Source organism: Nocardiopsis sp. NPDC006198 (assembly GCF_040613895.1).
GTDB lineage: Bacteria > Actinomycetota > Actinomycetes > Streptosporangiales > Streptosporangiaceae > Nocardiopsis > Nocardiopsis tropica.
In genome coordinates this window covers 131050-151328 of the sequence record NZ_JBEXSY010000004.1, presented here as the reverse complement: position 1 = coordinate 151328, position 20279 = coordinate 131050, and the positions used below count along the sequence as shown (strand labels likewise).

The 20279-nt window shown below is 74.1% G+C and carries 19 protein-coding genes; 11 read left to right on the top strand and 8 right to left on the bottom strand.

Annotated elements, in window-relative coordinates:
* Positions 1-79: 79 nt before the first annotated feature.
* Together ABZ234_RS04930 and ABZ234_RS04925 are read left to right on the top strand one after the other, a co-directional pair.
* The gene (locus tag ABZ234_RS04930) at positions 80-1252 is read left to right on the top strand and encodes an ATP-binding protein (RefSeq protein WP_267950225.1); all 1173 of its coding nucleotides are present in this window, start codon (positions 80-82) and stop codon (positions 1250-1252) included.
* On the top strand, positions 1249-1944 hold the full coding sequence (locus ABZ234_RS04925; protein ID WP_267947804.1) for a response regulator transcription factor: 696 nt from the start codon (positions 1249-1251) through the stop codon (positions 1942-1944). The genes ABZ234_RS04930 and ABZ234_RS04925 overlap by 4 nt, the downstream gene beginning before the upstream one ends.
* A 319-nt stretch (positions 1945-2263) precedes the next feature.
* Here ABZ234_RS04925 and dtd read toward each other — a convergent pair whose 3' ends face one another.
* A complete protein-coding gene (gene dtd / locus ABZ234_RS04920) occupies positions 2264-2689 on the bottom strand; it encodes a D-aminoacyl-tRNA deacylase (protein ID WP_344176580.1) in 426 nt (141 codons plus the stop codon).
* Between the two features lie 70 nt (positions 2690-2759).
* Complete coding sequence (locus ABZ234_RS04915; protein ID WP_355011075.1) at positions 2760-4619, bottom strand: DUF2207 domain-containing protein; 1860 nt, start codon at positions 4617-4619, stop codon at positions 2760-2762.
* Positions 4620-4772: 153 nt separating this feature from the next.
* Between ABZ234_RS04915 and ABZ234_RS04910 the strand changes: the two genes are divergently transcribed.
* The 3 genes from ABZ234_RS04910 to ABZ234_RS04900 all read left to right on the top strand — a co-directional run bounded on the left by ABZ234_RS04910 (position 4773) and on the right by ABZ234_RS04900 (position 9412).
* Complete coding sequence (locus tag ABZ234_RS04910; RefSeq protein WP_267950224.1) at positions 4773-5648, top strand: neutral zinc metallopeptidase; 876 nt, start codon at positions 4773-4775, stop codon at positions 5646-5648.
* Positions 5649-5723: 75 nt separating this feature from the next.
* Complete coding sequence (locus ABZ234_RS04905; RefSeq protein WP_355011074.1) at positions 5724-6737, top strand: neutral zinc metallopeptidase; 1014 nt, start codon at positions 5724-5726, stop codon at positions 6735-6737.
* A 215-nt stretch (positions 6738-6952) separates the two neighbouring features.
* Positions 6953-9412, top strand: a complete 2460-nt coding sequence (locus ABZ234_RS04900) for a hypothetical protein (RefSeq protein ID WP_355011073.1) — start codon at positions 6953-6955, stop codon at positions 9410-9412.
* Positions 9413-9430: 18 nt separating this feature from the next.
* Here the strand turns inward: ABZ234_RS04900 and ABZ234_RS04895 are convergent, their stop codons facing one another.
* The 3 genes from ABZ234_RS04895 to ABZ234_RS04885 form a co-directional block, all read right to left on the bottom strand.
* Positions 9431-9730, bottom strand: a complete 300-nt coding sequence (locus tag ABZ234_RS04895; RefSeq protein WP_267947799.1) for a DUF2516 family protein — start codon at positions 9728-9730, stop codon at positions 9431-9433.
* A gap of 175 nt (positions 9731-9905) precedes the next feature.
* Complete coding sequence (locus ABZ234_RS04890; protein WP_344176587.1) at positions 9906-10850, bottom strand: M56 family metallopeptidase; 945 nt, start codon at positions 10848-10850, stop codon at positions 9906-9908.
* Positions 10851-10855: 5 nt separating this feature from the next.
* Positions 10856-11218, bottom strand: coding sequence for a BlaI/MecI/CopY family transcriptional regulator (locus ABZ234_RS04885; RefSeq protein ID WP_267947797.1), 363 nt, complete (start codon positions 11216-11218; stop codon positions 10856-10858).
* Between the two features lie 360 nt (positions 11219-11578).
* Between ABZ234_RS04885 and ABZ234_RS04880 the strand changes: the two genes are divergently transcribed.
* Positions 11579-12109 (top strand): O-acetyl-ADP-ribose deacetylase, encoded by a 531-nt coding sequence (locus ABZ234_RS04880; RefSeq protein ID WP_355011072.1) that lies wholly within the window; start codon positions 11579-11581, stop codon positions 12107-12109.
* A 290-nt stretch (positions 12110-12399) separates the two neighbouring features.
* Here ABZ234_RS04880 and ABZ234_RS04875 read toward each other — a convergent pair whose 3' ends face one another.
* On the bottom strand, positions 12400-13701 hold the full coding sequence (locus tag ABZ234_RS04875; RefSeq protein ID WP_355011071.1) for a deoxyribodipyrimidine photo-lyase: 1302 nt from the start codon (positions 13699-13701) through the stop codon (positions 12400-12402).
* A gap of 122 nt (positions 13702-13823) precedes the next feature.
* Between ABZ234_RS04875 and ABZ234_RS04870 the strand changes: the two genes are divergently transcribed.
* From ABZ234_RS04870 to ABZ234_RS04855, 4 genes are all read left to right on the top strand, one after another.
* Positions 13824-14816 carry a DUF523 and DUF1722 domain-containing protein gene (locus ABZ234_RS04870; RefSeq protein WP_355011070.1) on the top strand — a complete coding sequence of 331 codons (993 nt, stop codon included), beginning with the start codon at positions 13824-13826 and terminating at the stop codon, positions 14814-14816.
* 489 nt (positions 14817-15305) lie between these two features.
* Positions 15306-16604 carry a D-inositol-3-phosphate glycosyltransferase gene (mshA, locus tag ABZ234_RS04865; RefSeq protein ID WP_267947793.1) on the top strand — a complete coding sequence of 433 codons (1299 nt, stop codon included), beginning with the start codon at positions 15306-15308 and terminating at the stop codon, positions 16602-16604.
* Positions 16605-16626: 22 nt separating this feature from the next.
* On the top strand, positions 16627-17139 hold the full coding sequence (locus tag ABZ234_RS04860) for a YbjN domain-containing protein (RefSeq protein ID WP_355011069.1): 513 nt from the start codon (positions 16627-16629) through the stop codon (positions 17137-17139).
* Between the two features lie 161 nt (positions 17140-17300).
* Positions 17301-18047 carry a phosphoglyceromutase gene (locus ABZ234_RS04855; protein WP_267947791.1) on the top strand — a complete coding sequence of 249 codons (747 nt, stop codon included), beginning with the start codon at positions 17301-17303 and terminating at the stop codon, positions 18045-18047.
* Positions 18048-18126: 79 nt separating this feature from the next.
* On the opposite strand, the gene ABZ234_RS04850 is transcribed toward ABZ234_RS04855, so the two are convergent.
* On the bottom strand, positions 18127-18489 hold the full coding sequence (locus ABZ234_RS04850) for a DsrE family protein (RefSeq protein WP_267947790.1): 363 nt from the start codon (positions 18487-18489) through the stop codon (positions 18127-18129).
* 14 nt (positions 18490-18503) lie between these two features.
* Complete coding sequence (locus ABZ234_RS04845; protein ID WP_355011068.1) at positions 18504-19277, bottom strand: GIDE domain-containing protein; 774 nt, start codon at positions 19275-19277, stop codon at positions 18504-18506.
* Positions 19278-19488: 211 nt separating this feature from the next.
* On the opposite strand from ABZ234_RS04845, the gene ABZ234_RS04840 reads away from it, so the two are divergent.
* On the top strand, positions 19489-20031 hold the full coding sequence (locus tag ABZ234_RS04840; protein ID WP_267947788.1) for an FABP family protein: 543 nt from the start codon (positions 19489-19491) through the stop codon (positions 20029-20031).
* Positions 20032-20279 lie beyond the last annotated feature (248 nt).

Sequence of the window (20279 nt, the reverse complement as noted above, 5' to 3'; positions counted from 1 at the left end):
TGTGTCGTCTGCCCTGACCGGGTAAAGCTCCAGTCCGCACGTTTACGATCGAATCGTGCAAGGGGAACTTCTCGCCGCTGTGACCGGCATCTTCGGACTCGTGACGGGCGTCGTCATCGGCGTCCTCGCCGGTCATTTCTTCCGTACGGGTACCAACGAACGCCGTCAGGCCCCGGTGCCCCAGCGCCACGACGGCACCACCCTGCCACCGGGGATCGCCGAGGTCCTCTCCGCACTCCCCTCCTCCGCAGTGGTCCTGGACTCCGCCGACAGGGTCCTGCGCGCCTCCTCGGCCGCCCGCGCCTTCGGCCTCGTCCGGGGCGAGGAGCTGGTCATAGGCGAGCTCCTCGTCCTGGCCCGCAAGGTGCGGCGCGACGGGGTCATCCGGGAGACCGACATCGAGGTGGCCGTGCGCAAGTTCGGCCCCGACGCGACGTCCTTCGCGGTGCGCGTCGCCCCCCTGGGGGGAACCGGCCTGGTGCTGGTCCTCGCCGAGGACCAGACCGAGCACCGGCGCGTGGAGGCGGTGCGCCGCGACTTCGTGGCGAACATCTCCCACGAGCTCAAGACCCCGGTCGGCGCGCTGTCCCTTTTGGCCGAAACCGTACAGGACGCCAGCGACGACCCGGAGGCGGTGCGCCGCTTCACCGACCGCATGCAGACGGAGGCCGCGCGGCTGACGGCGGTCATCCAGGACCTCATCACGCTCTCGCGGATCCAGGGCGCGGAGCCGATGGCCGAGCCCACCAGGGTCGAGCTCGGCGGCGTGGTGGAGGAGGCCCTGGACGCGGTGCGCATGCCCGCGGACGCCAAGGGGATCGAGCTGGTCGGCAGCGGCGCCGAGGGCGTCACGATCCTGGGCGACGAGGGCCTGCTGGGCACCGCCCTGCGCAACCTCATCGCGAACGCCGTCGCCTACAGTCCCAAGAACACCCGGGTCGCCGTGTCGGTCGGGGTGTCCCGCTCCAGCGTGGACATCAGCGTCGCGGACCAGGGGATCGGCATCCCCCAGCAGGACCGGGAAAGGATCTTCGAGCGGTTCTACCGTGTGGACGCCGCTCGGAGCCGGGCCACCGGTGGTACCGGCCTCGGCCTGGCGATCGTCAAGCACATCATGACCCACCACCGTGGAGAAGTGACCGTGTGGAGCAAGGAGGGGTCGGGGTCGACGTTCACACTGCGTCTGCCCAGACCCGACGACCGGGGGCCCGACGCCACCCGGAACACCGATCAGCAGGAGGCGGCACAGTGACTCGTGTACTTGTTGTCGAGGACGAGGAATCGTACAGCGACGCCCTGTCGTACATGCTTCGCAAGGAGGGCTTCGAGGTCGCCGTGGCGCCCACCGGAACGGTGGCGCTGGAGACCTTCGACCGCACCGGGGCCGACCTGGTGCTGCTGGACCTGATGCTGCCGGGCCTCTCGGGAACCGAGGTGTGCCGGACGCTGCGGCAGAAGTCCAACGTCCCCGTGATCATGCTCACCGCCAAGGACTCCGAGATCGACAAGGTCGTCGGTCTGGAGCTCGGCGCCGACGACTACGTGACCAAGCCGTTCTCCTCCCGCGAGCTCGTGGCCCGTATCCGCGCGGTCCTGCGGCGCCGGGGCGAGGACGAGGTCGTCCTCCCCGCCGCCCTCGAGGCCGGTCCCGTCCGCATGGACGTGGAGCGCCACGTGGTCACGGTCCGCGGCGACAGCGTGCAGCTGCCCCTGAAGGAGTTCGAGCTCCTGGAGGTGCTGCTGCGCAACGCCGGTCGGGTGCTGACCCGGATGCAGCTCATCGACCGGGTGTGGGGCGCCGACTACGTCGGTGACACCAAGACCCTCGACGTGCACGTCAAGCGGCTGCGCGCCAAGATCGAGGAGGACCCGGGCAGCCCGCGGTACATCGTGACCGTGCGCGGTCTGGGCTACAAGTTCGAGCCGGTCACGGTCGACGTCTGAGGGCACGGGACACCCGCGGGGCCTCCCCGTCCCCCGTCGCCTCCCCCTTCGTTCCCGTGCCCCGGGCCGTGGACCGGCCACGGCCCGGGCGGCACGCCGTTCCCGCCCCCTGCGGAGCCGGGGGCCGCTCGGGCGTACGCGCGGGCCCTCGGGAGCCGTGCGGCGATCGCCGCCGCGCCGGCGGCCTCCACGTCCGGCCCGACGGGGCGCACCGCGGGACGGACCGCCCTCCGGGGCCGTGTGGCGGCCCCAGGGCCGCCGCGAGTCGGATCCGCCCGGAAATGTACCCGCGGGCGGCCACGGGCGGGCACAGGGGCCCTCAGGCCTCCAGGACGACCGTGAACGGCCCCTCGTTGGTGAGGGCGACCGACATCTTCGCGCCGAACACCCCGGTGGCGACCGTGGCGCCCAGCCCGCGGAGCTCCTCGACGACCGCGTCCACCAGGGGTTCCGCCACGGGCCCGGGGGCCGCGGCCTGCCAGGTGGGGCGCCGCCCCTTGCGGGCGTCCCCGTAGAGCGTGAACTGGCTGACCACGAGGATCGGCGCGCCGGAGTCCGAGCAGGACAGCTCGTCCTCCAGGATCCTCAGCGTCCAGAGCTTCTTCGCGATCCTGGCGGCCTCGGAGGCCGTGTCGGTGTGCGTCACCCCCACGAGCGCCATCAGCCCGGGCCCGGTGATCTCCCCGACGACCCGGCCGTCGACCGTCACCGACGCGTGCGAGACACGCTGCACGACCGCCCGCATGGTTCCCCCTCGTTCTTCTCTTCCCCCGCGCCCGCCGTCCGGCGGGCCGCCGTTCGCCGCCAGGTCCGCGCTACCGCGACCGCTGGAACTGGTTGAGCACCCGCAGGCGCCGGGTGTTGGTGATGATGCCGGTCAGCGACACCACGAACGTGGTGATGGAGTCGGCGAAGTCCTCGATCCTCCACTCGCGGGGGCCGGTGTACCAGGCGAGGCCGTCGCCGGTCAGCTCCTCCGGGGTGAGGTCGGCGAGCGCGGCCGAGGCCAGGATGTTCGCCCACCGGTCGACGTCGTCGAAGATCACCGCGTACGGCAGGTAGCGCGAGTAGAGCTCCACCCTCCGGCCGGGGAGGGCCTGCTCCGCCCGGGGGCTCAGCAGGAAGTCGCGGAAGCCCATCGTGTGCGCGTACACGCTGCTGCCCAGCTTGGTCTTGGCGGGCATGTACTGGGCTCCCGCCGTGACGGCGGCGCCCGCGATGACGACCGCGAGGCCGGAGAAGGCCGCGCCCGTGAAGACCGCGAGGACCCCGGTCAGGACCACGCCGGCCGCCGTCAGCACCATCCCGACCGTGCTCCAGCGGGTGCGCACCTGGCTCGGCGACCGGGCGAACCACTTGAGCCGCACCATGTCCCGGTACAGCTCCTCGCGCACGCGGTCGATCCTGGCGGGGAAGTCGGCGGAGGCCCGCGGCGACCCCAGCTGCGACAGCCGCACCGTGCGCCGCTCGCCGAAGAGGGCGTCCAGCAGCAGCCACTCGGAGGCCAGCAGGGTCTCCCCCGGGGGTCCGTCGAGCCGCACCAGGCGCCAGTCGACGGACGTGAAGTGCTCGTGCGGCAGCTCCTCCAGCCGGATGTAGCCCCGCACCGCGAGGTCGAGCACCGCCCCGGTGAGGTCGGCGATGTCGACGCGTTCGTCGATGAGGGTGCCGATCTGGCCGGGGTGCACGTCGTCCGGGGGCGCGAACCTCAGCTGCCCCCGCTCGCCCTCCTCGACCGGCGCGTGGTCGCCCTCGGAGGCCTCCCGGCGCAGCGCGCGCTCGTCCCGTCCCCGCACCCGGATCAGCACGGCCAGGCCGCCGACCAGGACGACGAGGAGGAGGCCGAACACGCCGGCGGTCGCCGGGGTCACCGCGAAGGCGGACGCGAGCGACCACCTCCGGGTGAGGATGGGTTCGCCCTCGGCGGTGCCCGAGGGGTAGTTGACGACGATGTCCAGCCGGTCGTCGGGCTCCATGTCCGCCTGGAGGAAGTGGGCGACGCCCGCCTCCGGCCCCATGTCGGACGCGGTGCAGTACATGGCGCTGCGCGGCTCGCCCGCCAGGCACGAGAGCGCCTCGGGCGGCATGGGCGCGGTCACGGTGACGTCGGTGGACTCCACGGTGTGGCTGTAGGCGCCGACGGCCCTCCACTCCATCTGGACGCCCTGGGTGACCTCGCTCACGGTCCCGCCCACCCTGTAGGTGAGCACCACGCCGGCGGTGGCCGCGGTGGGGATCCGCGCGTACAGCGTCCCGTCCGTCTTCTCGACCTCGACGGCCAGGGGGCTGCCGTCCAGGTCGGTCGCCTCGACACCGGTGACCTCGAACTTCCTGTCGTGGTCCGTGTCGTAGAGCATCGTCTCGGTGAGGGCCCTGGTGAACTCCGCGGGGGCCCCGCCGCTGAAGGTGATGGTCTCCTCGCCGTGGAGGACCCCCGCGCGGTCGAGCTCCAGTCTGACGTCGTTGGTGATCAGCGGATCGGCCGCGCTCCCGAGGCCGACCGCGCCGGTCCGGTCCGGCGCGCCCCCCGGTACTGTGGTGGCCGGCGCGGCTGCCGTCGCGGCGTGGGCCTCCCCTTCCGGCCACACGACGCCAGGCGCCGTGACCAGCACGGAGCACACCGAGAGGACCGTCGTCGCCACGACGGCCGGGCGCCAGGAGCCGACCCACCACATGACGCGAGAGCCTATCCGGTCCCCCCGCGCGCTGTTGTCACAGGGCACCGCGGGCGGCTCCGTGCTCCCGGCCCCCGGGAGGCGGCCGTGGTGAGGCGCGGGCCGGCCCCGGTCCCGGAGTTCTGGTCGGAGCGGCCCGGGTTCTTCCAGCGGATGGGGCTCGGCGTGTCCCTCACGCTCGGAACGGGGCTGGCCGCGGTCGCCTTCACCGGTTTCCTGGCGTTCTCGGCGATGCTGTCCTCCTCCGACGCCGCGTGGTCCCACCCGGTGGCGTCGGCCGGCCCGGCCGACGGGGGCGGCGAGCACCAGCGGGCCGTGTCCACGGGAGGGGACATGCTCGGCGACAACCCGCTGTACCGGATCGGGGAGCTCGGCGAGGTCACCTGCGAGGCCCCCGAGCTGGACCCGGAGGACCCGGAGTCCGTGGAGGGGTTCGTCCACGAGATCGCCGACTGCCTCGACCGGGCGTGGAGCGCCTACTTCGCGTCGGCGGGGATGGAGTTCTCGTCCCCCAACCGCGTGTACTGGTACTCGGCGGGGCACAGCCCGTGCGGCGCGTTCCCGACGCAGGGCACCGCCGCGTTCTACTGCCAGGCCAACCAGGGCCTCTACCTGGGGGTCGAGGACATCGTGGAGGCCTCGGCCGGGAGCGACAGGCCCGAGGCGTACACGTTCCTGCTCAGCCACGAGTACGGGCACCACGTGCAGGGCCAGTCGCGCATCCTCGCCGAGTTCCACGAGGCCCGCGCCGGGGTGGACCGCGAGACCGCCGACGAGCTGACAAGGCGCAACGAGCTCCAGGCGAACTGCCTGGGCGGGGTGTTCCTGGGCGCCTCCGGCCCGGGGCTCGGCCACGGCGGGGCCGAGCGGGAGAATATCCTCGACGACGTCGGCCTCCGGTCCGACCGCGGCGGGGACCACACCCACGGCTCGGCGCGCAACGGCCGCCTGTGGACGGCGCACGGCATGGACCGCGTGGACCCGGGGGCGTGCAACACCTGGGACGCCCCCGAGGACCTGGTCGAGTGAGGCGCTCGCGGGGGCGCGGACAGGGGCCTGGCCGTCCGGCCCGGCCGACGGCGACGACAGGGCGGGCGGACAGGGGTGTACGCAGGGTTCGGTGAGTCTCCCCGTTCGGCGCCGCCCGGTCAGGCGCGGCGCGCCGACCGGCGGGCGCTCGGTATGGTGACCGCCCTCGTGGTGGTGCTCCTGGCGCTGGCGATGCTGTCCTGGACGACCGTCAGCGAGGAGGCCTCCGGTTCCGGCGCGGCGCCCGAGGGGGCCGGTGACGGCGCGGCGCCCGACACCGACTTCGACGACAAGCCGGGGCAGAGCCCCTCGGGGGACGCCGCGGCCACCGGCCTGGCCGACCCGTTCGGGCAGCGGGAGAGCCCGTCGGGGCACGAGGCCCTGGTCGCGAACCCGCTGTACGGGACCGGCCGCCTGAGTCCGCGCCCGTGCCCGGCGCCCGGGCTGGACGTGGACGACACGGAGTCGATGAAGGACTTCCTGGACTCGGTGGCGGACTGCCTCGACGACGCCTGGGCGACCCAGTTCGCCCGCGCGGGCATCCCCTTCACCCCGCCGGAGCGGGTGTTCTGGGACGAGCCCGGGGTGAGCCCGTGCCGCCCCTACCCGTCGCAGGCGGGCGCGTTCTACTGCCGTGCGAGCACGAGCATCTACATCGGGACCGCCGACGTGGTGGAGAAGTGGAACGGCGCCACGCGGCCGGTGGTGTACGCGTCCCTGCTGGCCCACGAGTACGGCCACCACGTCCAGGGCGAGTCGGGGCTGCTGGAGTACTACCACGAGCAGCGCCAGCTGGAGGAGGACCCCCTGGAGCGGAACGCGTGGACGCGCCGCAGCGAGCTCCAGGCGAACTGCCTGTCCGGCGCGTTCCTGGCCTCCGTCCGCGTGAGCTTCCCGCTGGACGAGGACGACTTCGAGGCGGTCCTCGGCGACGCCAGGGCGACCGCCGACCGCGAGGACGGCGGCGAGGAGGAGCGCACGCACGGGTCGGCGGACAACAGCGTGCACTGGACCAGCCGGGGCTGGGAGGAGCAGACGCCGGCCGCCTGCAACACCTGGGACCTGGACGACGAGACGCTCGTGCACTGAGCGCCGGCTCCGGACGCGCGGGCGGTGCGCCGGACCGGGCCGCCCGGTGCGCCGGACCGGCCGCGGGCCCCGCGTCCCGGGCGGCGCGGGCGCGCGGGACGGCGCGGAAGCGCTGCGGGACAGGGGATCCGCGCGGTCGGCCCGGCCCGTCGGGGCCGTCCCCAGGTCTTCTCCGGTGCTGTCGCTCGGACACGCAGCGTGGCAGGATGCTTGACATGTCGGACCTCACCGCCCCCCTCAGCGCCCATGAGCCTGACCCGACCGCCCCCGTCCCCCCCGTCGTCGTCTCCTCCCCGTCCGCCCCCGAGCCCGCCTCCGCCCCGACCGCACCGGGCCCCGCCGCGCACAACTGCGTGGAGCTGCGCGTGCACGGCGTCAGCGGCGGCCAGGCCGAGGAGCTGCTGGACGTCGAGCCCGCCATGCGGGTGGGCGGCGACCGCCTGGCCGGTTTCTTCCGGTGGCGGCGCAAGGCCGACACCGAGACCGTTCCCGGGGTGCGCCGGGAGATCTTCGCCTGGGGCAACCTCACCTCCGGCAGGTCCTCCCGGGCGCTGTGGCTGCTCCTGCTGCCGTTCATGCTGATCAACGTCGCGTACTGGATGCGGCCCGGACGGATGGACCGCTCCCCCACGGGCGTGCGCCGGCTGGCCAACAACGCGTACGGGGCGGGCGTGCGCCTGCTGGCGCTGACGCTGACGATGCTCATCACCCTGGCCGCCGGGGGGATCGGCATGGACCTCGTCGCCTGGCAGTGCGCCGCCGGGCAGGGCGAGGAGTGCGTCCGGGTGCTCCCGTGGCTGGCGTTCCTGGCCTCGCCCGCGTCGCTGCTGTCCGCGCCGGGGACGGCCCTGCTGGTCGGCGCCGTGCTGCCGGTGGCCGTGGTGCTGGTGCTGTGGCGGCTGTCGCGGCGCACCGCCGCCGACTACGAGGTGGTCTCCCCGGCGGTGCCGCCCCGGGAGAGCGCGGCGGCGCCGCTGAGCCACGCCGACTTCTGGCGCAACAGCGAGACCATGGCCAGGCTGCGCTCGGCCCACATCTCGGTGGCGCTGGGGACCGTCGCCGCACTCCTGCTCGTCCCCGCCCTCCGGCACGACCTGATCTCCCCGTCGGGCGGACCCGGCGGCGACTCCGTCCTGTGGGGGGCCGGGACCGTGCTGGCGGTCCTGCTCTCGGCGGTGGTCGGGGGGAGCGCCCTGAGCGTCCTGGTCCCCGGTGTGGACCCGCGCTGGAACGCCCGGGCCGACCGGGTCTGCCGCCTCCTGCGCGACGCCACCCTGGTCCTGGGCATCGCGGTGGCCGTGTACACGGCGTGGCCGCGCCCGGAGTGGGCGGCCGCCGGACGGCTGCCCGGCAACGGGGCGATCCTCAACACGCTGTTCGCCGTGCAGGCGTCCCTGGTCCTGCTGATGCTGGCCGCCGCGCTGGTGCTGTTCGCCGCCGACCGGGCCCACGACGGGGCGGCGATGCGCGGCCTGGCCGGACCGGCCACGGCCGCCCTGGGCGCCCTTCTGGGCGGCGGCTTCTCCGCGGCCCTGGTCTACCAGGGCTCGCTGTGGCTGAGCGGCTGCGGCTCCCTGTCCGCGCCCGGCGCCCCCTGCCTGCCCCTGTCCGCGCCCTCGGCCTACTCCTGGCTCCAGCTGACCTTCGCGCTGGAGGCGGCCATCGCGGTGGGGCTGGTGGCGATGCTCGCGCTGGAACTGCGCCGGAGCACGCGGGCGCACCTCCCGAAGGTCGCCGAGGACTACGCGCGCAGCGTGCGCGACCGCCGTACCTGGGAGATCGCGCGGGCGCGGGCGGCGGGGCGGATGACCGAGGTGCTGCCCTCCGTGATGGTGGCCCTCCTCCTCCCCGCGGGGGCGCTGGGGGTCCTGGCGCTCTACTCGGCCCTGACCGGCAACCTGGGGGCCGGACCGGTCCCCGCGGCGACGGCCGTGGCGGGCGGGGCCCAGGGGGTCGCCCAGGGCACGGTGTCGGGTCTGATCGGCGTCGGTTCGCTGCTCGGCGGGGCGTCCCTGGTGGCGCTGGCGCTGATCGGGCGCAGCGCGTACCGCGACCGGCCGACGCGGCAGGCGGTCGGCGCGCTGTGGGACGTCGGCACGTTCTGGCCGCGTGCGGCCCACCCGCTGGCGCCGCCGTCCTACGCGGAGCGTGCCGTGCCCCAGCTGTCCGCGAGGGTGGCGAGGATGACCCGGGAGGACACCGACGTGGTGCTGTCCGGGCACTCGCAGGGTTCGGTGCTGGCGGCGGCGACGGTGTGGCAGCTGCCGTCCGACTGCCTGGGCCGGATCGCGCTGATCACGCACGGCTCACCGCTGGACCGCCTGTACGCCAGGTACTTCCCGGCCTACTTCGGGCCGGGGCCGTTCGCCGACCTGCGGGAGCGGGTGTCGGTGTGGCACAACCTGTGGCGCGTCACGGACGCGATCGCCGGACCGGTGCGGTTGCGGGACGCGTCCGGAGGGGAGGGGGACCTGCTCACCGTGGAACAGGCGGAGCCGATCCCGGACCCGCGGGGCTACGACGCCCCGCCGGGCGAGGCCAGGAGGCCCGAGATCCTGGGCCACTCGGACTACACGGGCGACCCGGCCTACGCCGGGGCGCTCTGGCGGGTGATGGGCGCCATGAACTGCGCGGACGCCTCCCGGACGGACGCGGCCCCGGAGGGGCGCCCGTGACCGCCGGGCGGAGGCGGCCTACCAGGGGCCGTAGGGGCCGTTGTTGCGGTTGCCGCCCACGCCCTTGACCGCCGGGCGCACGTCGAGGAGGAAGACCAGGGTGGCCACCAGGCCGAGGATCACGAACATCCCGCGGCCGGAGAACACCGCCAGCAGGGAGAGGCCCGAGGCGAGGCCGGTGAGGACGATCCACAGCTTCTTGGTCTGCTTGTCCATCAGCTCGAACGCCGCGGCGGGCGTGCGGATCGCCTCGATCAGCGCGTACAGACTGGCCACGAAGGTGACCAGGTAGATGGCCTGCCAGATCAGTCCGAACAAGACGCACACTCCCGAAGACGTTCCGAGCGGGGGGACCGCCCGCTCTCCACCGTAAACGGATCGCGGGCGCCGATCGTGCCCGCGGAGGTTCGGATCACACGTGTCGCGCCTCCCGCGCGGCCGGGTGGACCGGTGGCGCCCGCGGAGGCGGATCCGCGACCTGCGGGGCCGGAGGTCACACCGGGATGTGCCAGAGGCAGGTGACCGCCGCCAGGAGGAACGCCGAGCCGCCCATGATGACCGCGCCCGCGTGGTACGGGAGTTCTTCGGCGGGGCGCAGGAGCCGGTTGACCCGCTGCATGACGCCGGGTTCGGCCTCGCTGACCGCGGCCATGGCCCCGGCGGGGACCGGCGCGGGGCCGGCGGCGCCGAAGCGCAGCAGTGCCATGGCGAGCTCGCGGGAGGAGCTGCGGCGGCTGGCCTGGTCGTCGGCGCACATCTCGATGAGCAGGGCGACGGTCTCGTAGTAGGTGCGGACCAGGCGCACCCGCGGGAACGCGCGCTTGAGCGACGAGAACGGCAGGAGCACCAGGTCGTGGCGCTGGCGCAGGTGGGCGTGCTCGTGGGCCAGGACCGCGGCCAGCTCGCGGTTGTCGAGGACCGCGAGCGCTCCGGCGCTGATGACGACCTGGGAGCGCAGGACGCCCGGCAGGCAGTAGGCGGCTGCGGCCGGGTGGTCGACCACCCGGGCCCCGGGCACGTCGGGGTGCTCGCTCGCGACGAGTTCGAGGAGGTCGTGGTGGCGCCGGCGGACGCGGACGACCTGCACGAAGGAGGAGACGAGGCCGTAGAACAGCACGAGGGTCAGTACGAGGGCGAGGACGACGGCCACGACGTGGCTGACGCCCTCGACGCCCTGGGAGAGCTCCGTGAGGATCAGCCGGCCCGTGACGAGGTCGGTGGCGAGGGCCAGGGAACCGCCGGCCGCGCCGAGCTGGTAGGAGGACAGCCCGAAGGCCAGGAGGGCGCCGATGGTGGACACGCCCCAGGCCAGGCCCAGGGTCTGCCAGGTGATCACCGCCGTGTAGGGACCACGCGAGGGCCACTTGGCCCGGTGGAGCGCCTCCATGGCGATGAGGCAGCCGACCGCGACGAGGGAGAGTAGGGCGGCACTGACCATACGGACTAGTTCCTTGGCTGCTCGATTTCCGAGAGTGCGCGCCGGAGCGCGGCAGCCTCCTTGCCGTCCATGGACTGGACGAAGGCGGCCAGGGCGGCGTCGCGGTCACCGGTCTGTCCGAGCGCGTCGAACATCAACTCGGAGACGTAGGCCTCACGGCTGGCTGCCGGACGGTATCGCCACGCACGACCCTCGCGTGCCCGGGTGACGACCTTCTTCTTGGCGAGCCTGTCGAGCACGGTCATGACGGTCGTGTGCGCCAGGTCGCGCTCCGCGAGCGCTTTGCCGACCTCACGAACCGTCATCGGTTCATTCCGTGCCCACAGTACATCCATCACCGCGCGTTCGAGTTCGCCGAGCCGATTCATGACCACGAGTCTACTTGGGGTCGTACTACAGGCCGTCGTACCCCCACGTTAAATCCTCGTCTCCTGCGGGACAAGGGATTGCGCCCTCCGATTCCGGGCCCCGGGCCCGGCGCCGGAGGGGTGCGGGACCGGTCCGGGGCGCCGCCGCCCCGCCCGGAGTGAGGCGGATCGCGTTCACGGGGACCCTGGTCAGGGGCCCGGGGGCGGTGGCGGGTGGGGCGGGACGGTCCGCCGCGCGACCCGACCCCCGCCGGGCGCCGGTCGCGCGGGGCTGTCCGGCGGGGGTCGGGTCGCGCGGGGCGTCCGGGGTTCGAGGGGCGACCGGTGCGATACTGCCCCTCCGCACCGGAAGGAAGCACCATGGGTTCCCCAGAGCGCCACCGCGTCGACCTCGTCCGCGGCGACATCACCGAGCAGGGCGTCGACGCGGTCGTCAACGCCGCCAACAGCTCCCTCCTGGGCGGCGGAGGGGTGGACGGCGCCATCCACCGCAGGGGAGGGGAGGCGATCCTGGCGGAGTGCCGCGCGCTGCGCGCCGGGCACTACGGGGGCGGGCTGCCCGTCGGGCAGGCGGTGGCGACCACCGCGGGCAGACTGCCCGCACGGTGGGTGATCCACACCGTGGGACCGGTGTACAGCCCCACCGAGGACCGGAGCGCACTGCTGGCCTCCTGCTACGGCGAGTCCCTGCGGGTCGCCCACGAGCTGGGGGCGGAGTCGGTCGCGTTCCCCGCGATCTCCACCGGCGTCTACCGCTGGCCGGTGGACGACGCGGCGCGCGTGGCGGCGCACGCGATCCGCACCGCGCGGGCGCGTGTGCCGGAGATCCGGATGGTGCTGTTCGACGACGCGGCGCTGGCGGCCTTCCGGGCGGCCTTCGAGGCGTCCTGACCGTCGCGGCCCGCTTGCCGGAGGGCGCGGGACCGCCCGTCCGGGAGGCCGCCCCGCACCTCCACACGCCTACGGCCGGGGCGGCCGTCCGGTCGCGGCCCCCTCGGCGGTCCGCCCGGGGGAGGCGACGCCCGTGGGGAGCCCCGCGCGGGCGTCCTCCGGCAGCGGGTTCCGGAAACCCGCCGCCGGCTCCCCGGCGCACGCGGTGCGCTCGTCCGGTCGGCCGCGGGCCCGGACGGGCCGCTGCCCCGGCGCCCGGGCCCGGTCCGGGGCCCGGAGCCGCCCCCGGGTCAGTGGCCGGGGTCGGCGATCGGCGGCGGATAGCCCTCCGGGGGCGCCTCCTCCCTCCAGGGGGTGTGGGCCCGGGCCCCCGGCAGATCGGCGAGTTCGGGCAGGTAGCGGCGGACGTACACGCCGTCGGGGTCGAAGCGCCTCGCCTGGCGGAGCGGGTTGAACGACCTGTTCGGCCGGGTGTCGTTGCCCGTTCCGGCCACCCACTGCCAGTTCCCGTAGTTGTTGGCCACGTCCCCGTCGAGGAGGTTCTCGAAGAAGTGGTCGGCACCCTCCCTCCAGTGCACGCGCAGCGTCCGGGTGAGGAAGGCGGCCGTGATCATGCGGGCCCTGTTGTGGACGAACCCCTCGCGGAGCAGCTGGCGCATGCCCGCGTCGACGATCGGCACCCCGGTGCGGCCCTCCTTCCACGCCGCGAGGGCGTCGGGGTCGCGCCGCCACTCCTTGCCCCGCGGCCGGTAGTCGCGGACGTTCACGGCCGGGAAGGCCGCGGTGACCTGGTGGTGGAAGTCGCGCCACGCGAGCTGGCGGACGAACTCCGGCCCCCCGGGGCGCCCGTCCGCGGCCAGCGCGGTCTCCAGCGGTGACAGGCAGCCGAGGCGCAGGTCCGCGGACAGGCGGGAGGTGGCGTCGCCGGCGAGGTCGTCGTGGCGGTCGGGGTAGTCGGCCAGGCCGTGCAGCGTCCAGTCGGCCAGCCGCTTCCGGGCCGCGCGCTCACCGCCCTCGGGCAGGTCCCCCGCCAGGGCGCCCCTGCCCCGGCCGTCGTCCCCGGGCAGGCGGCCGGTCCGCACGCCCTTCGGCAGGGCCACCCGGTCCGGGGCGGGGAGCGGTTCGCGCCACGTGTGCGCCTCCCAGGCCCGCCAGTAGGGGGTGAACACCTTGTAGTGGTCCCCGCCCGCCGGGGCGACCTCCCCGGGCGGGACCACGGTCAGGCCGGGGAAGCACTCCACGGCCAGGCCCGCCGCGCGCAGGCGGCCGACCCGGCGCGCGGCGAGGGCGGTGACCCCGGCGGTCGTGTGGACGGTGTCCGCGCCGACGGCCCGGGCCAGGGCCGAGACCTCCTCGGCGGTGTCCCCCCGGAGGACCGCCAGGTCGCCGCCGCGCTCGCGGAGGCCGGCGCGCAGGGAGGCGAGCGCGTCGGCCAGGTGCGCGACCCGGTTGCGGGCGGAGCGGTCCGCGACGGCGGGGTCGAGCACGAACACCGGGACGACGGTCCGGGTGCGTTCGAGCGCGGCCGTGAGCGCGGGGTGGTCGCGGACGCGGAGGTCCTGGGTGAACAGGACGAGTGTCGGGGCGGACAAGCGGCGCTCCTTGCCTGGATCGTGCGGAACACTACGCAACGTGTTCACCCGGATACCCTAGAGCCACGGAACGCCCCGGGAGAATACCGGTGGCGGTTCCCCGGACCGGGTAGGGATGACGTATGACGACACGCCTTCCACCTGCACAGACCACCGCGGAGACCCCTCCGCGTCCGCTGGTCGGGGTGTCCAGCTGCCTGTTGGGGGCGCCGGTCCGCTACAACGGGGGGCACTCGCGCTCACGCTTCCTCACCGACGAGCTCGACCGGCACGTCGGCTGGCTCCCCGTCTGCCCGGAGGCCGAGATCGGCCTGGGCGTCCCGCGCCCGACGCTGCGCCTCCAGCGGCGGGACGGGGAGGACAGGGTGGTCTCCAGCAAGAGCGGGGCCGACGTCTCGGAGGAGCTCGCGCGGACCGCCGACCGGCACCTCGCCCAGCTGCGCCGCCTGGACGGGTACGTCCTCAAGAACAAGTCGCCCAGCTGCGGGCTGTACGCGCTGCCGGTGTTCGACGAGGACGGCGGCCGCGTGGACGGCAAGGGGCGGGGCGCCTTCGCCCGCAGGCTGACCGAGCTGCTGCCGTCCCTCCCCGTGGAGGAGCAGGGGCGTTTGTCCGACCCGGTCCTGCGCGAGCTGTTCGCCCAGCGCGTGTTCGCGCACGCGAGGCTGCGGACGCTCTGGGAGTCGCCGTGGCGGACCCGCGACCTGGTGGAGCTGCACGCACGGCACAAGTTGCAGCTGATGTCCCACTCCCCCGAGGGCTACCGCGAGACGGGGCGGATCGTCGCCCGCGCCGGCACCGCCGACCGGGAGGAGACCGTCGCCGCGTACACCGAGGCCTTCCACCGGACGATGGCGGTCGTGCCGAGCCGCGGCAGGCACGTCAACGCCCTCCAGCACGCCTTCGGGATGCTGAGCCCCCTCCTGGACGACTCCCGCAGGCACGACCTGCTCGAGGCGATCCAGGACTACCGGAGGGAGCAGGTGCCGCTGAGCGTGCCGGTGGCGCTGCTGCGCCACCACTGCGCGGGGGAGGACGTCGCGTGGGTCAGGGACCAGACGTACCTGCGCCCCTACCCCGACGACCTCCGGCTCCGGCACGCCATCGCGGTCTGAGCGGCCGGTCCGGCATGCGGCCCGAAGCCCTGCGCGGGCCCGGGTCCGGTGCTCAGGCGGCTCCCGGGGCTGCCCCGTCCGTGCGGATGACCCCGCGCCGCCCCCTCCGAGGCGGCGCCGGGGCCCGTTCCTCCGACCGGCCGCCGGGCCCGGGGGGCGGGCGGCGCCGGGTTCGCTCCGGTGGCCGGCCTCGACGACCGCCCCCTCCCGGGGAGGGCCGTGGCCGCGGCCGGACCGACCGCCCCTCCCGCCTCCTCGCCGCACGCGGTATGACGGTGGCCACAGTCCGTCCCGGCCGGGGGAACGGCTCCGGCGCGTGCGAGCGCGGCTTTCCCACCACGGCGGACCTCCCGGCCGCGGGCCGGTCCGCTACACCTCGGATGCCGAACGGTCAATAGCAGGCCCCTCGGACAATCCGGGCGGGAACAGTGTGTACCTTCGTCGCTGTTGACGACAGCGGCTGTATACGCGATCTGAAGGGACCCACCGGTGTCTGGAATCGTTCCCGTGGGAGAACAGGCGGCGGTCCCTTCCCGAGTCGCGACCGTCAGTCTGCACACCTCGCCGCTCGACCAGCCGGGCACCGGTGACGCCGGAGGGATGAACGTCTACGTGGTCGAGGTGGCCCGCCGGATGGCCGAACGCGGCGTGGCCGTCGACGTCTTCACCCGCGCGACCGAACGCGACATGCCCCCGGTCGTGGAACTCGCCCCGGGCGTGAACGTGCGGCACATACCCGCCGGGCCCTACGGCCGCCTGGACAAGAACACCCTCGCCGAGCACCTGTGCCCGTTCATCTTCGGCCTGCTGCGCGCCGAGGCCCAGGGCGATCCCGGCCACTACGACCTCGTGCACGGCCACTACTGGCTCTCCGGCCGCGCCGGCGTGGTGGCCGCCCGCCGCTGGGGCGTGCCGATGGTCCAGTCGATGCACACCATGGCCCGGGTGAAGAACGCCGCCCTGGCGGAGGGCGACGTGCCCGAACCCGAGATGCGCGTGCGCGGCGAGGACCAGCTGGTCCACCAGGCCGACCGGCTGATCGCCAACACCGAGGACGAGGCCCGCCAGCTCCGCGAGCACTACGGCGCGCGCGACGGCCAGATCAGCGTGATCCCGCCCGGGGTGGACCTGGAGGTGTTCAGCCCCGGTTCGCGCCGGGACGCGCTGACCCGCATCGGCCTCCCGCAGGACACCGAGCTGCTGCTCTTCGTGGGCCGCGTGCAGCGGCTGAAGGCCCCGGACGTGCTGATCCGCGCGGCGGCGGACCTCCTGCGGCGCGACCCCTCCCTGCGGTCGCGGCTGGTGGTGGGCGTGGTCGGCGGCCTGTCCGGCGGCGGGATGCGCGAGCCCCGGATGCTCACCGACCTGGCCCGGTCCCTGGGCGTGGCGGACGTGGTGCGGATCGAGCCGCCGCAGTCCCGGGAGCGGCTGGCCGACCACTACCGTGCGGCCGCGGTGACCGTGGTGCCGTCCTACTCCGAGTCTTTCGGCCTGGTGGCGGTGGAGTCCCAGGCGTGCGGCACCCCGGTCCTCGCGGCGCGCGTGGGAGGGCTGACCACGGCCGTGGCGGACGGGGTGTCCGGGGTCCTGGTGGACGGGCACGACCCGGCGGACTACGCGGCCCAGCTGCACAGGATGATCAGCGAACCGGCCTGGCGTGCCAAGCTGGCGTTGGCGGCGCCCGAGCACGCCGCCACCCTGGGCTGGTCGCGGACGGTGGACGAGCTGCTGGACGTGTACAGCGCGAGCATCAGCCCGCCCGCGCTGCCGCTGGCCGCGAACAGGTGACCGAGTGAGGGAGGCGTACCAGGTGGGTACCGATGGGGCGCGCGGGGCCGCGGTCGCGGCGATCACCGCCGCGGTGACCGAGTCGGGGCTGGAGGCGGAGTGCCCGCGCGAGGGGTCGTTCCTCGTCACGCTCCCGGGCAGGGCCAAGCTCAAGACCCTCGTGTGGCTGGAGACCGGTCCGCACAGCCTCACCCTCACCTCGTTCTTCTGCCGGCAGCCGGACGAGAACCACGCCGACTTCTACCTGTGGCTGATGCGCAAGAACTCCGACATGTACGGGATGGCGTTCGCCGCGGACGAGGCCGGCGACGTCTACCTCCGCGGCCGCATCCCGCTGGAGGGCGTCACCCCCGACGAGGTCGACCGCCTGCTCGGTTGCGTGCTCACCTACTCGGACGAGAACTTCAACGGGGCCCTGGAGCGCGGGTTCGCGTCGGCGATCCGCAGGGAGTGGAAGTGGCGCGCCGAACGGGGCCACGACATGCGCAACCTGCGGGCGTTCGCGCACCTGGCCGAACCCGCGGACGACCTGTAGGGCGGCCCGGCCCCGCGCCGCCGGGCCCCGGGTCCCGTACGGGGCGCCTCCGGCCGCGCCGTCCGGGCCGGGCACGGCCCTAACCGCAGGCAGCGCCGCCGCGGCCCCCAGGTGGCGGGCGGGCGACCGGGCCCGGTCGCCGGGTGGCTAGGCTTGCCCCCATGGGAACTCTGGTACTTCTGCGACACGGTGAGAGCGTCTGGAACGCGAAGGGCCTGTTCACCGGCTGGGTGGACGTCGACCTTTCCGCGACGGGCGAGGACGAGGCCCGCCGGGGCGGGGAGCTGCTCAAGGACGCCGGTGTGAGGCCGGACGTCCTGCACACCTCCCTCCTCAAGCGCGCCATCCGCACGGCGAACCTCGCCCTGGACACCGCCGACCTGCACTGGCTGCCCGTCGAGCGCAGCTGGCGCCTCAACGAGCGCCACTACGGCGCCCTCCAGGGCAAGGACAAGGCGCAGACGCGCGAGGAGTACGGCGACGAGCAGTTCATGATCTGGCGCCGCTCCTACGACACCCCTCCGCCGCCCATCGCGGACGACGACCCCTACTCGCAGGCCGGTGACGCCCGCTACGCCCAGCTCCCGCCGGAGCTGCTGCCGCGCACGGAATGCCTCAAGGACGTCCTGGACCGCGCCCTGCCGTACTGGTACGACTCCATCGTCCCTGACCTCTCCGCGGGGAAGACCGTACTGGTCGCGGCGCACGGCAACTCGCTGCGCGCACTGGTCAAGCACCTGGACGGCGTCAGCGACGCCGACATCGCCGGGCTGAACATCCCGACGGGCATCCCGCTGGTCTACGACCTGGACGACTCCTTCGAGCCGACCAACCCGGGCGGCACCTACCTCGACCCCGAGGCCGCCAAGGCCGCCATCGAGGCCGTCGCCAACCAGGGCAAGAAGTAGCTGCCACTCCGCCTTCCCGTGCCCGTGCCGCCGTCGGCGGCACGGGCACGGCCGCGTACGGAGCCGGGTCCGGACCCGGTCAGTACACGAGGGCCTGCGCGCCGTCCTGGACCGCCTCCTCCACGAAGGAGGGGGCCCCGGCGATGCGCACGCCGTCCAGGAGGTCGCCCGGGGCGAGCTCCCGCCGGGCCGCGCACTGCGTGCACACGGTGACCCGGCCCGCGGCGAGCACCGCGTCGAGGAGGTCCTTCAGGGGAGCGGCGTGCGGGAGGGAGAACTCCTCCGCCCGGCCGGGGACGGCGAACCACGCGGACTCACCGGTCAGCCAGAGGGAGACGCCGACCCCGCTGGCCAGGGCCGCGGCGGCGACCGTGAACGCCTGGTTGCACCGCTCGGGGTCGTCCTCACCGGCGGTGACCTTGATCACCAAGGAACGAGACATGGTCGTCAGCCTACTCACAGGGCCGTGAGGGTCAGTATCGCCCCCGCCACAGCGCAGAAGCCGAAGGCGGCGGTGAGGACCATCGCCTCCGTCCTGCGCGGCGACACACGCACCGGCTGCTCGTCCACACCGTGCTCGATGGTGATCGAGCCGTCCTCGGGCGCGGTCAGGAGCACGCGTCCGTCCCGTACCCGGAGCTGCCCGGTGACGCGCACGCGGGCCCCGGGCCGGATCACCCACTCCCGGTACTCGAACTCGATGGTCTCCCCCCGGAAGACACCCGAGATCCGCCCCCGCACGCGGGGCAGCAGGTCGTCGGCGGGCGAGGCCACGCCGGGCTGGGGGCGGCCGACCAGGCGCTTCAGGCAGAGTTCGGCGCCCTTGGGGCCGGTGTCGCCCGGGACGACGAAGACGCGGTCGGCGTCGCCCCCGCGCCCCTCGGCGACCAGACCGAACAGGTCGTCGGAGCCGTAGTCGGCGATGGAGTCGCAGGCCCGTTCGCGGACCGCGCCCTCGGTCCGGTCGCGGTTGAGCGGCCAGTAGTGGCGGAGCACCTCGTGGCCGTGCCACACGCACTCCACGCCCGCGAGACCGGAGGTGATGGGGCCCTCCGGCCCCGGCGCGGCCACTCCGGTCAGCGTGACCCTCCGGCCCTCCTGGGCGGTGAGGGCGCCCGGCCGGAGCTGGGCGAGTCCGCGCTGCCGGAGCCAGCGCCGGAGGGCGAGAACGGTCAGCGGGAGGAGGACCACCGCGGCCACGAGCAGCGCCGAACCGATCACCAGTAACACAGGCCGCCCCTTATGGAAGTGCGTCGGAGGTCTTCGTCGGCGGTTGGCGTAACACCCCGTGGCCACACCGCGTTGCTGACAATCTTTACCAGTTCTCCGGGAAAGCGGGGCCAATTGGGCATGTCCGGACCACGGCACGGGAGTGGCCGGAGCCGCCGCCCGCACGGCGGTGGTCACCGCCACTCGTCCGCCGCCGCTACGCTCTGGTGTCATGGACGCTGAGGCACATCCCGATCTGGCGAAACTGTCCTTCCTGATCGGTCACTGGGAGGGCGTCGGCGTCGCCGGTTACGCCGACGTGGAAGAGTTCCAGTTCGGACAGGAGATCGAGTTCACACACACGGCCGGTCTTCCGTACCTCGCCTTCACCAGCAGGGCCTGGCGGATGGGCGCGGACGGCAAGCCGGGCGAGCTCGTCGCCGAGGAGTCGGGGTACTGGCGCGCGCGCCCGGACTCCGATGCCGGCAAGCGCGAGGACGGCGAGCAGGTCGTGCACCTGGAGGCGCTGATCTCGCACCCCGAGGGCTTCATCGAGGTCTACCTGGGCAACGTGTTCGCGAACCGGGTGGAGATGCACACCGACGCGGTGGTGCACACCGAGACCGGTATCGACGCGACGGCCTCGCACAGGCTCTACGGCCTGTTCGGCGACGACCGGGACACGCTGGGGTACGCCTGGGACCTGGCGGCGCGCGGCCACAGCCTGCGCTCGTACATGTCGGCGCAGCTCAAGCGGACCGGCGCCGGCAAGTAGGGGGGTCCGGGCAAGGACAGACCCCGGGCTGGTTCCCGCCGCGGGGGCGGGGCCGGTCGGACGAGTCCGGCAGCCCGGGGTCCGGGTGTCCGTCTGGGATTCGCTGCGGGCGACGCCGCGCGAACGCGAGCGTCGCCCTAGCGGACGGCCACCTCGCCAGTCCTGAGATCAATCACTCTCAGACCACCTCCTTTCTTGCGTGACACCGACGATACGTCCCGCGGCGGGCCCGGGGCAAATGTTTTTCC

What these genes read in the sequence shown, in the direction of transcription:
- dtd (WP_344176580.1), bottom strand. Translation starts at nt 2,689, where the DNA reads ATGCGGGCGGTCGTGCAGCGTGTCTCGCACGCGTCGGTGACGGTCGAC.
- ABZ234_RS04915 (WP_355011075.1), bottom strand. Translation starts at nt 4,619, where the DNA reads ATGTGGTGGGTCGGCTCCTGGCGCCCGGCCGTCGTGGCGACGACGGTC.
- ABZ234_RS04910 (WP_267950224.1), top strand. Translation starts at nt 4,773, where the DNA reads ATGGGGCTCGGCGTGTCCCTCACGCTCGGAACGGGGCTGGCCGCGGTC.
- ABZ234_RS04900 (WP_355011073.1), top strand. Translation starts at nt 6,953, where the DNA reads ATGTCGGACCTCACCGCCCCCCTCAGCGCCCATGAGCCTGACCCGACC.
- ABZ234_RS04890 (WP_344176587.1), bottom strand. Translation starts at nt 10,850, where the DNA reads ATGGTCAGTGCCGCCCTACTCTCCCTCGTCGCGGTCGGCTGCCTCATC.
- ABZ234_RS04885 (WP_267947797.1), bottom strand. Translation starts at nt 11,218, where the DNA reads ATGAATCGGCTCGGCGAACTCGAACGCGCGGTGATGGATGTACTGTGG.
- ABZ234_RS04880 (WP_355011072.1), top strand. Translation starts at nt 11,579, where the DNA reads ATGGGTTCCCCAGAGCGCCACCGCGTCGACCTCGTCCGCGGCGACATC.
- ABZ234_RS04870 (WP_355011070.1), top strand. Translation starts at nt 13,824, where the DNA reads ATGACGACACGCCTTCCACCTGCACAGACCACCGCGGAGACCCCTCCG.
- ABZ234_RS04855 (WP_267947791.1), top strand. Translation starts at nt 17,301, where the DNA reads ATGGGAACTCTGGTACTTCTGCGACACGGTGAGAGCGTCTGGAACGCG.
- ABZ234_RS04850 (WP_267947790.1), bottom strand. Translation starts at nt 18,489, where the DNA reads ATGTCTCGTTCCTTGGTGATCAAGGTCACCGCCGGTGAGGACGACCCC.
- ABZ234_RS04840 (WP_267947788.1), top strand. Translation starts at nt 19,489, where the DNA reads ATGGACGCTGAGGCACATCCCGATCTGGCGAAACTGTCCTTCCTGATC.